The sequence below is a fragment of the Haloferax sp. s1 genome (assembly GCF_058382125.1).
This window is the reverse complement of the sequence record NZ_JBZRPK010000589.1, coordinates 1-8586: the sequence shown is the minus strand read 5'-3', so window position 1 is coordinate 8586 and position 8586 is coordinate 1. Positions and strand designations below refer to the sequence as shown.

The following is an 8586-nucleotide window of genomic DNA, read 5'->3' as shown; positions in this document are numbered from 1 at the left end:
CTCCGGCGGGAAAGACAGCGTCGTTCTCACGCAGATTCTCGACGACACCTTCGGCCGCGACCCGCGAATCGAACTCGTCGCGTTGACCATCCACGAGGGAATCGAAGGCTACCGCGACAAGTCCGTCGACGCTTGCGTCGAACTCGCTGCGGACCTCGATATCCACCACGAACTGGTCACGTACGAAGACGAGTTCGGCGTCCAGATGGACGACGTGGTGGAGAAAGACCCCGAGAACATGGCCGCGTGTGCCTACTGTGGCGTCTTCCGGCGCGACCTCTTAGAGCGCTTTGCCGACGAACTCGGCGCGGACAAGCTCTTGACTGGGCATAACCTCGACGACGAGGCCCAGACGGCGCTCATGAACTTCTTCGAAGGTGACCTCAAACAGGTCGCAAAGCATTACGACGCCAGTATCGGCGACTTCGAGAAGCGCCGCGACGCAGGCGAGTTCATCCCGCGAGCAAAGCCGCTCCGCGACGTTCCCGAAAAAGAAATCGCACTCTACGCACACCTGAAGGACCTCCCCGCGCACATCACCGAGTGCCCGCACTCCTCGGAGGCGTACCGCGGCGAGATTCAGCAACTCCTGTTGAAACTCGAAGAGAACCACCCCGGAACGCGGCACTCCATCATGGCGGGCTACGAGGAGTTGGCCGAGATGACCGCCCGAGAGTACCGCGGGGAAGGCCGAGTCGACCTCAACGACTGCGAACGCTGCGGGTCGAAGACCGCCGGCGACGTGTGCCGGAAGTGCCGTCTCATCGAGTCGATAGAGGCCGTCTGACGACTCTATACAGACGGAGCAGACCGGGTATCTCAGAGTGATACAGAAATCAGCGATTTTCCGAACGACGAGACGCCTCTACCGTCTCGAACCGCTCGACGCCGTGCGGTTCATGCCTTTTTCACTTCGTTCTCGCTCTGCTGACTGTAAGCAACGGTTAGGTATCTTTCGGGGTCGTGTGGTCGCACTACCTGTGCAAGCATCACGCATCGCCGCCGCGAGGTTATGATTTCCATCGCACATCCATAGAACGACAATGCAACAGCGACGGAGACAGTTTCTCAGACTCGCCGGAGTCGGACTCACAGCGTCATTTGCTGGCTGTGCGGCCAGCGAAGGAGAGGGTGCAGAGACGACGACAGAAGAGACGGTAACAGCCACTCCAACACCATCGACGGGTGGTGACCAACCACCGGGTGCGGACGTGCTCCTCGACGTGGACGTACAGGAGACGTACGCGCGCTACTTCAACCAGACGTTCAACCGGGGCCGCCTCCAGCGTGCGGAGCGACCGCAGTCACGCGATACGAATGCCGAACATACCCTTCCACTCCCACCGGCCGCCGGTGACGAGTTCGGGCAGGCAGCCGTCTATAACGACGCCGTCGAGTACGACACCGAGTCGGACGCGTGGTCTGTCGTCGATGACGGATTCACCACGGCCGACGCACTCTATCTATCGAATCAGGAGATCTGGATTAGCCATTGGGGTGGTGATTTCTACCACGGCCGCGGTGTGCCGGGGCGGTCGGAGACGCCGCCGTAGTCGCGTCTGCGCTGCTCCCACGTTGCGTCTCTAAGAAATAAGAGAAAATCGGTGCCGTAGTTTCGCCGAGGACCAGTTACCGGATAACGTCGAGACCGTTGTTCTTCTCGACTTCGTCGCGGCCACCGTCGGACCAGGTACCGCTCTGCGGCGTCTCGACACGGTTCGAGCTATCGAATTCCGAGTCTTGGTATTGTTGCTGCTGTTGTGTCTCGTGGGACTGAGACTGGATACTCTGACGAGACTTGTCGGCCTGTTTCTGCGTCGTCGGGCCGAGAACCTGCGCCGACTGGACGCCAGTCATGATGGCCATGACGCGGACTTTCCCTTTGTACTCGTCCTGAATGCGAGCGCCCCAGATGACGTTCGCGGCGGCTTCCAGCCGTTCGGTGATGTTGCTCGCGATTCCCTCGGCCTCCTTCAAGGTGAGGTCGGGGCCGCCCGTAATGTGGACGAGACCACCGGATGCACCACGGTAGTCAACGTCGAGAAGTGGGTGGTTCATCGCGTCGTTGACCACTTCTTGGGTCTTGTTTTTGTCTTGTGTCTCTCCGACGAGCATCACCGCGACGCCGCCCTGATTCATAATCGTCGACATGTCAGCGTAGTCGAGGTTGATGAGCGACGGTTGGGTAATCGTCTCCGAGATGCCCTTGACGGTTTCGGCGATAATCTGGTCCATGACCGAGAACGCCTTGCCGATAGGCAGGTTCGGGACGTAGTCGAGGAGGCGGTTGTTGTCCAGGACGATGATGGAGTCGGCCTCGTTACGGAGGTTCTCGAGTCCTTCTTCGGCCTTGACCGTTCGGGCGCGCTCGACGTTGAACGGGGTCGAAACCATACCGACGACGATTGCGCCTTGCTCTTTGGCGATCTTGGCAACGACAGGTGCTGCACCAGTACCGGTGCCACCACCCATCCCTGCGGTGACGAACACGAGGTCGGCGTCGCCAAGGACGTCCTTGATAGTTCCCTGTGCCATCTCAGTGGCACGCTCACCCATCGAGGGGTCGCCACCGGCACCGAGACCCTGCGTCAGGGACTTCCCAACGAGGATTTTGGTGTCCGCTTCGATCATCTTCAGGTGTTGCTTGTCGGTGTTGATGGCGACCGTATCGGCACCTTCGACACCGATGTTGTACAGGCGGTTGATAGTGTTGTTCCCGGCACCACCACAGCCAACGATGACGATACGTGGGTCGCCGAACTGGTCGTCGCTGTCGTCGAGCGACTGCGTCTTACGTTCGGCTTCGTCACGTTCCATCGCCTCGCGAACGATATCCTGCATTGTTACACCTTTGCCCAGCCGCGCTTGCTGGTAGATTCGTGTTGTCGCTTGTCGCTTGTCTGTTCATTGAGCATATCGCGAACGGCGGACCGAATGGCTTCTGACCGGTTCGGGAATTCTCCCGTTTCGACCATTCGCTCGACCTCCTCGATTTGCTGCTTCGGAATTCGTAGTGTCACACGCTCCATATTTTACATTCCCCCGGTAAGACGGTGCGCCGCACGCGAGTGCGAGTGTCTTACGCCCCGAAACCAACGGACAGCACCGTGTTCCGGGCCACCGTTGGGTGGCTGTAAGACAACCGTCTTACGCGATAATCACCACAGAGGGATAGGATATAAATGTAACGGCAATTGTAAGACAGAGGCCGAATGTCACGTATAGCGGACTTTAATCGGTGTTATCCCTGTTCGAGAACATCGGCTGCAGGTGTCCGACGGCCGCAGTCGGGGCAAAATCCCCAGTCCGAGCGTAATTCGTCACCGCATTCACAGAACACTCGGTGGGAGGTCTTCTCGCCACAGTTCGGGCAGTAGACGTGGTCGTTGCCTACTAGTTCACCACATTGACTACAGTTCGAGGATTGCTCGCTCGGGTCAGTAGCTTCAACGTTATCGGATGTCTTACGTTTTGTATTCGCTGCCGTTTCTTGGTCGAGTGACGTGTTTACGCCGGATTCGCCGTTTGCGCCGTCGACGTTGATGTTGACGTTTAGTTCGGACGGGTTCTGACGGTCTGGTGCGCGGGCGGAGATGGCATCGTCAACGAGCGTCGGGAGTCGCTCGTTCAATCGAGCGTCGACAAGCTCCTCGACGCGAGTGGAGAGTGCGCCATCGAGTCCGCTATCACTGTCTTTGTCCGCCGGTTCGTCAGACGCTGCGTCGTCACGTTCCAACTCGTCGAGATACTGACGGAGTGCCTCGCGCATCACCTCGCTTTTGGACGTATCGAGGTGGTCCAGTCGCTCGACGAGGGCATCGTCGGCGCGGAACGTGATTTTACTCATCTATGCGGGAATGATTTTGCCAGTATATTAATGTTCGCACGTGTCTGACACGGAGCAGACAGGGCGCGGAGAATGATAATGGTTAAAACCGTCGACCGGATAGAAATCAGTGACCGCTCTTAGCTCAGCCTGGCAGAGCAGCCGACTGTAGATCGGCTTGTCCCCCGTTCAAATCGGGGAGAGCGGATTTGTTTTTCAAGCCCGGTCGAGCCGTTTGAGCAGCGAGCAACGCGAAGCGTTGCGGTGGGTTCCCGCGAGTATCACGAGCGGAAGTTCGTGAGTCGAGAGACATCGTGGTCGTTGTCGGGAACGTCACCCGATTGCGCGAGCGACGTAAGCAAACTTCATCCGAGGCGTTCCCAGATGATTCGCTGAAGGCGATTCAGTCGGCTGTCAAAACCGTCTCGAAGAGTGTCTTCGAGGATACCATACCGTCTCGACGTCGGGGTTGTCGTCTGGTCTGCTGGCCGATAGATTACTGGGGAGAGACACACCGCTCGATATCGCGTAGCGACTTCATCTCTAGGACGTGGTACTCGGCGCCGAGGCCGTCAGCGACCTCTCGATACGCCGGCAGTGGGTCGTGACTGTCGTCGGTGCCATCGTTGTCGTGGAGGTGTGCGACGACGACGTCGTCACCGAGCACCTCAAGAAACGCGCTGACATCGACTCCGGTCGCCTTTGCGTGCCCAACGTCCAGCGTGATCGACGGCCGCGGTGCCGCTTCCGCGATATCCTCGATGAGGGACGCAAATCGGTCGGGGTACGCGGTCAATCGGTGTTTTTCCGGTTTTTCCCGCTGGTTCTCCACGCAGAGCGGAACGCCGACATCGGCAGCGACCTGGGTGCACTCGCGGAGCGACCGAACCGCAGCATCCCGACTGACCTCACGGACGCGCTCCGGATAGTAGGGGCGGAGCGTCCCGCCGTGAACGACAACCGCGCCTGCGTCGGCCGCCGCTGCTGCGGAGAGCGATTTTTTGACGGCCGTTACCGCAGCTTTTCGCAGCGTCTCGTTCGGATTCGCGAGATTGCACTCTCGATGTGGTGCGTGGTAAGAGACCGTGACGTCGTGGTCCGCTGCGACCTTCCGAACACGTGCGGGCGACGGCGGGTCTGGGTGGGTGTCGAGATAGCCCTGTCGTAGCTCCACGTGTGACAGCCCCCGTTCCGTGAGGAATTCGACGAACGTTTCGAACGACTGTTCGAACCGGAGGTCCATCGAGGCGCCAAACCGCTTAGTCATCGGTCTTGAGCTCGCACGAGCTTGTCCCCCTCAAGCCACGGCACGACATCACGGGAGTTAATCGCCGTGGCGTATTCGTGCAGATCCGCTTGGCGAATCTCGTGTTTCTCCTCGTATCTTGGTCCCTTCGCGGCTTGAAGAAGTACGTCGAAATGTGCGCGTTCCGCGTGGCTGAGCGGCTGGTCTCTGAGGTGTCGGTCGATGAGAACCGCCCCCAGCATGTCGTCAGTTGTCATCTCCCCACCCGAGCCCGCTGCGACGATGAACGTGGGCCTGTCGCGGTCTTGGAGGTATTCGGCGATGGCCTCCGCGTTCGTGTAGCCACCGACGAACACCTCGACATCGTCGCCACCACGGTTCTTGAGCGTCGTCACCGCTCGTCCCCCGTTCTTCGACGTCATCGCAGTCGGTTGGCTGGCGACGTCGAGCCGCTGTACGTAGCTCGGTGAGTTGAAGAAATCGTACCCCGGGTCCGGGTCGTACTCTTCGGTCTTGCTGCCACCGATGAGCGTATCCGGAACTCTCTCCTGAAACTCGAACTCGTCGCCGCGTTCGTCCGTGATATGTACGTAGGCGGCACCGTTTCCGAGGAGCTCTGACACCGTTGTCGAGAAGTGCGTCACGTCGACGACGACGTAGTCACCGGCTGGGGGGTGTTCGCTGATTTCGCTGCGACTCCGCAGAATGCGGTCACTGACTGATTGCTCGCTGGTAGCGTGCATAGAACTGTGCCACCGTTTGCTAAAGTAATCTGTTACTATTGGTCTAATATAGTATTCAATATTTTTATAATATCTCTGTGCCGCTCAGGAACAGTGTAGTCCGCTCTGTTATCCAATTATAAGTCGCTATTATAGTTGTCTGGAAACTCGCGGCTGCCGACATAGCCCATGAGCATTATGAACGCACTAAGACCAAACGTGACTGCATCGTCGAACAAGCGGATGATGGTGTTCATCCTCGTTCTCACTCTCTCTGGACTCGAGAACACCATCGCGGAGCTCATCCCAGAACCGACTCTCGGACCCATCGAACTCGGAATTTCGAGTTTCATCTTCCTACCTCTCGCGTTAGTCTTCCTGTTTCCCTACATCGAAGCTGCGATAGCCGTCCCGCTCGGTGAAATAGTCTTCACCGAATTCCTCCTCGGCGAGTTCGGTGGCCTCGGCGAATTCAGCGAGGTCGTACTCGTCACCACCTTCGTGTACGTCGCCGCACAGATGGTGCACGACTTGACGAATCCCCGACAAGTGTTCTTGGCCGCCGCCTTCGCGAAGATCGGGTCCCAGATTCCAGCGACACTCCTCGACATGGGAGTCATCTGGGTGGGGGCAGAAGAGTTCGAAGCCGTTGCTGGACTCCCACAGAGCGTCTTTGTCATCGAAGTCCTCGACATGATCCCCGAGGCCATCATTACCGGTCTCGTGTTCGGAGCCATTCCGACGATGTATCTCGTGCCCTCGTTATACGGGAAAGTCGAGCCGCTGCTCGGTATCAATCCGCGACCCCAGTCCGACGCGAGCATGCTCTCCGAAATCGGAATTATGCACGTTGCGGCCCTCATCGGTGCGTCAATACTGGCGTTCTTCTTCGCCACCGCGGGCTTCTTCCTCGGTCTCCCCATGATGGAGACGGAGTCGCTCTTGAACATCGGCGCACTCGTGGGATTGACCGTCGAGGACGGCGGTGCCGGTATCTTCATCTCGCTGATTCTCGCGTTCATTCTCTTTCTCCTGGTCGTCGCGTGGGGACGCAATAGCACCGCACCGACGAGACAGCAGTCGCAGACACGAAAGTAGCCGAGGATACACATGACCGACACACCACTTATTCGCGTCGAGGACTACTCGTTTCGCTATCCCGGCAGCGACGAGTTCGTTCTCGACGGCGCGAACCTCTCGGTTGCGTCAGGAGAGTTTCTCGCCGTTCTCGGTGGGAATGGAAGCGGCAAGACGACCCTCTGTAAGACGTTCAACGGGGTGATTCCCCACTTCTTCGAGGGCGAGCGCGACGGACGCGTCGTCGTCGACGGAATCGACACGGAGTCCGCCGACGTCGGCACGCTCTCGGAGCGAGTCGGCTACGTCTATCAGGATTTCGAGAACCAACTCGTCCAGCCGACCGTTCGGCGCGACGTCGAGTTCGGCCTGCTGAACTACGGTTTTCCCGACTATCACGAGCGCGCCCAACACGCCCTCGATCTGCTGGATATCCCCCACCTCGCGGAGCAGTTCATCTGGGAGTTGAGCGGCGGCCAGAAGCACCTCGCGGCAATCGCTGGCGTTCTGGCGCTCGACCCGGAGGTACTTGTCGTCGACGAACCGGCGGCACAGCTCGACCCGCAGCACGCAGCAGATGTCTACGACCGTCTCAAACGCCTCAACGAGGACGGCCGCACGGTTGTCGTCATCGAACACGACACCGAGTTCGTCGCCGAGCACGCCGACCGAGTCGCCCTCGTCGACGACGGCCGCCTCCGTTGGTCCAAACCGACGTTGGAGGCGTTGAACTGCCTCGATGACCTTCGCGAGCGTGACATCCATCCGCCACAAGTGACTGAACTCGCCAGCCGCCTCGACGTTCGAACCAGCGCGACCGACCGACGTGAATATCCGATTACGGTCGATGAGTTCGTCAACGCGCTCGACTCCCGCCAGCCGATAGCGCCGGACGGGGGGGCTGCTGGCGAGTGCCCGTCTCGTTCGGGCAGTCCGATTCTCGAACTCGACGACGTGACCTACCGGTATCAGACGATGAACCCCGGCAGCGCTACACCCGTTCTCGATGAGCTCTGCCTGTCGGTTCATCGCGGGGAGAACGTCGCATTGGTCGGAGCCAACGGCTCCGGTAAGTCGACACTGATGAAACTGATCACGGGTCTCATCCGCCCAGACGACGGGCGTGTCGACGTTCTCGGTAAGGACACGCGCGAAACGTCTCCCGAAACACTAGCGGACGACGTCGTATACATCCACCAGCAGCCAGAAGAGATGTTCATCGAGGATTCAATCGAGGCGGATATTAGCTACTATCTCCGTCAGCGCGACCACCAAGACCTCGACATCGTCGAGGAGGTTCTCGACTACCTCGACCTCCGTCACCTTCGCGACCAGGACGGCCGACTGCTGTCGGTCGGCCAGCAACGGCGGGCATCGCTCGCAATCGGGTTGGCGATGCAACCCACGCTCGTCATGCTCGATGAGCCGACTGGGTGTCTCGACATGGAGAGCCGAAGAGAAGTCACGCGCATGCTCGGGCGGGTCGACGACCGCGTGGAGTCCGTCGTCGTCGCGACACACGACCTCCAGTTCGTCGCGTCGTGGGCGGACCGCGTGATTGTCCTCGACCGCGGGTCCGTCGTCGCTGATGCACCCCCAGATACGGTACTGACTGACTCGTCACTTGAGCGGCCGACATCGCTTCGGCCGCCGCAACCCGTCGAAGTCAGTCGGCGGGTCGGCATCGACCCGCCCGCGACGACGATCACAGAACT

Annotated in this window: 9 protein-coding genes and 1 tRNA gene; 5 read left to right on the top strand and 5 right to left on the bottom strand. The window is 59.5% G+C overall.

From position 1 onward, the window contains the following. Both ncsA and QT222_RS11555 read left to right on the top strand, forming a co-directional pair. Positions 1 to 787, top strand: a 787-nt coding sequence (gene ncsA, locus QT222_RS11560) for a tRNA 2-thiolation protein NcsA (protein ID WP_491477258.1), incomplete at its 5' end; no start/stop codon positions are given. A 256-nt stretch (positions 788 to 1043) separates the two neighbouring features. Then, positions 1044 to 1553 carry a hypothetical protein gene (locus QT222_RS11555; protein WP_491477257.1) on the top strand — a complete coding sequence of 170 codons (510 nt, stop codon included), beginning with the start codon at positions 1044 to 1046 and terminating at the stop codon, positions 1551 to 1553. A gap of 76 nt (positions 1554 to 1629) precedes the next feature. Here QT222_RS11555 and ftsZ read toward each other — a convergent pair whose 3' ends face one another. From ftsZ to QT222_RS11540, 3 genes are all read right to left on the bottom strand, one after another. Further along, positions 1630 to 2841, bottom strand: coding sequence for a cell division protein FtsZ (gene ftsZ / locus QT222_RS11550; protein ID WP_004057744.1), 1212 nt, complete (start codon positions 2839 to 2841; stop codon positions 1630 to 1632). A 2-nt stretch (positions 2842 to 2843) separates the two neighbouring features. Continuing rightward, complete coding sequence (gene cdrS, locus QT222_RS11545) at positions 2844 to 3029, bottom strand: transcriptional regulator CdrS (protein ID WP_004057742.1); 186 nt, start codon at positions 3027 to 3029, stop codon at positions 2844 to 2846. Positions 3030 to 3241: 212 nt separating this feature from the next. Continuing rightward, positions 3242 to 3847: a ribbon-helix-helix protein, CopG family gene (locus QT222_RS11540; protein ID WP_491477256.1), complete on the bottom strand. Its 606-nt coding sequence runs from the start codon at positions 3845 to 3847 to the stop codon at positions 3242 to 3244. A gap of 113 nt (positions 3848 to 3960) precedes the next feature. Between QT222_RS11540 and QT222_RS11535 the strand changes: the two genes are divergently transcribed. Beyond that, positions 3961 to 4034 (top strand) — tRNA-Tyr (locus QT222_RS11535). 288 nt (positions 4035 to 4322) lie between these two features. On the opposite strand, the gene QT222_RS11530 is transcribed toward QT222_RS11535, so the two are convergent. Beyond that, positions 4323 to 5069 carry a sugar phosphate isomerase/epimerase family protein gene (locus tag QT222_RS11530; protein WP_491477259.1) on the bottom strand — a complete coding sequence of 249 codons (747 nt, stop codon included), beginning with the start codon at positions 5067 to 5069 and terminating at the stop codon, positions 4323 to 4325. Positions 5070 to 5089: 20 nt separating this feature from the next. Next, positions 5090 to 5815 carry a 2-phosphosulfolactate phosphatase gene (locus QT222_RS11525; protein ID WP_004057736.1) on the bottom strand — a complete coding sequence of 242 codons (726 nt, stop codon included), beginning with the start codon at positions 5813 to 5815 and terminating at the stop codon, positions 5090 to 5092. Between the two features lie 168 nt (positions 5816 to 5983). Here QT222_RS11525 and QT222_RS11520 point away from each other — a divergent pair, with 168 nt between their 5' ends. Further along, entirely contained in the window at positions 5984 to 6892 is a 909-nt protein-coding gene (locus QT222_RS11520) for a DUF8171 family membrane protein (protein ID WP_137685657.1), read from the top strand. A 12-nt stretch (positions 6893 to 6904) separates the two neighbouring features. Next, positions 6905 to 8586 (top strand): ABC transporter ATP-binding protein (locus QT222_RS11515; RefSeq protein WP_491477255.1); only part of this gene is annotated, 1682 nt, incomplete at its 3' end.

Excerpts from the sequence above, each read along its gene's own strand:
- QT222_RS11540 (WP_491477256.1), bottom strand. The coding sequence starts at position 3,847 with ATGAGTAAAATCACGTTCCGCGCCGACGATGCCCTCGTCGAGCGACTG.
- QT222_RS11520 (WP_137685657.1), top strand. The coding sequence starts at position 5,984 with ATGAGCATTATGAACGCACTAAGACCAAACGTGACTGCATCGTCGAAC.
- QT222_RS11530 (WP_491477259.1), bottom strand. The coding sequence starts at position 5,069 with ATGGACCTCCGGTTCGAACAGTCGTTCGAAACGTTCGTCGAATTCCTC.
- QT222_RS11525 (WP_004057736.1), bottom strand. The coding sequence starts at position 5,815 with ATGCACGCTACCAGCGAGCAATCAGTCAGTGACCGCATTCTGCGGAGT.
- QT222_RS11555 (WP_491477257.1), top strand. The coding sequence starts at position 1,044 with ATGCAACAGCGACGGAGACAGTTTCTCAGACTCGCCGGAGTCGGACTC.
- cdrS (WP_004057742.1), bottom strand. The coding sequence starts at position 3,029 with ATGGAGCGTGTGACACTACGAATTCCGAAGCAGCAAATCGAGGAGGTC.
- ftsZ (WP_004057744.1), bottom strand. The coding sequence starts at position 2,841 with ATGCAGGATATCGTTCGCGAGGCGATGGAACGTGACGAAGCCGAACGT.